This is a genomic window from Terrabacter sp. 2TAF16 (assembly GCF_052115065.1).
Taxonomy (GTDB): domain Bacteria; phylum Actinomycetota; class Actinomycetes; order Actinomycetales; family Dermatophilaceae; genus Terrabacter.
In genome coordinates this window covers 1-1410 of the sequence record NZ_JBFRFZ010000036.1, presented here as the reverse complement: position 1 = coordinate 1410, position 1410 = coordinate 1, and the positions used below count along the sequence as shown (strand labels likewise).

1 protein-coding gene is annotated in these 1410 nt (G+C 65.8%); it reads right to left on the bottom strand.

The annotated features are described in order from the left end of the window. Nucleotides 1–39: 39 nt before the first annotated feature. Complete coding sequence (locus AB4Z14_RS22010) at nt 40–1344, bottom strand: IS256 family transposase (protein ID WP_442277106.1); 1305 nt, start codon at nt 1342–1344, stop codon at nt 40–42. Nucleotides 1345–1410 lie beyond the last annotated feature (66 nt).

Below are 1410 nucleotides of genomic sequence, written 5' to 3'. Positions count from 1 at the left end.
GGGTCTGTCAGGCGAACGGTGTAACTGGCGTTTTCATGGTTAGAGGTTCTCCGGCGCCGGCATGCGCGCCTCGAAGGTGACCGCGAACGCGTTCAGGGCCGGCTTCCACCGGGTGACCCATCGTGCCTGCCCGAGTCCTTTGGGGTCCAGGCTTCTCGTCACGAGGTACAGCGTTTTGAGCGCGGCCTGCTCGGTCGGGAAGTGGCCCTTGGCGTTGACCGCCCGACGGTAGCGGGCGTTCAAGCTCTCGATCGCGTTCGTCGAGCAGAGCACCTTGCGGATCTCCAGGTCGTAGGCCAAGAACGGGATGAACTGCTCCCAGGCGGCCCGCCACAGCTTCGGGATCGCCGGGTAGGCCTTGCCCCACTTCTCTTCGAACTCCTCGAACGCCGCCCACGCCGCGTCCGCAGTGACCGCGGTATAGATCGGGCGCAGGTCTCTGGCGATCGACTCCCAGTACTTCTTCGATGCGTACCGGAACGTGCCCCGGATCAGGTGCACGATGCAGGTCTGCACGATCGTCTCCTTGAAGACGGTGTTCACGCTCTCGGGCAGCCCCTTCAGCCCGTCACAGACGATGAAGAACACGTCCGCCACGCCCCGGTTGCGCAGCTCGGTCAACACGTTCATCCAGAACTTCGCCGACTCCCCGGCGCCGTTGCCCGGCCACAACCCGAGTACGTCCCGGTGCCCGGCCAGGTCGACCCCGATCGCGGCATAGAACGGCTGGTTCCCGACCTGCCCGTCACGGACCTTGATCATGATCGCGTCGATGAAGACCGCCGCGTACACCCGCTGCAACGGCCGCGAGGACCACGCCTGCATGTCCTCGAGCACCCGGTCGGTGATCCGGCTGACGGTGTCCTTGGACACCGACGCGCCGTAGATCTCAGCGAAGTGCGCACTGATCTCACCGGTGGTCAACCCGCGGGCGTACAGCGACAGCACGATGGCGTCGACATCGGTCAGGCGACGCTGGCGCTTCTTGACGATGACCGGCTCGAAGCTGGCGTCCCGGTCCCGCGGGACCTCGACCTGGACTGGTCCGGCGTTGTCGGTCAGCACCGTCTTGGTCCGGGTCCCGTTCCGGGAGTTGCCCCCGTTGCGGCCTTCGACGGCGTGCTTGTCGTAGCCCACGTGTTCGGTCATCTCCTCCTCGAGCGCGGCCTCGATGACCTGTTTGGTGATCGCCTTGAGCAGCCCGTCCGGGCCGGTCAGCTCGTCACCTCTGGCGCGAGCGGCCTTGACCAGCTCGCGCACCGCCGCGCGCTCCACCTCAGCAGGTGTGAGCGACTTCTTCGCTGCTCTCTCAAGCGGGCTCACGCCCACCAGTGTGTCGGTCATCATCCGACCCTTCCCGCTGAACCAGTCAGCGCGTTGGGCCAGTTACACCGTTACTCGGACAGTCTC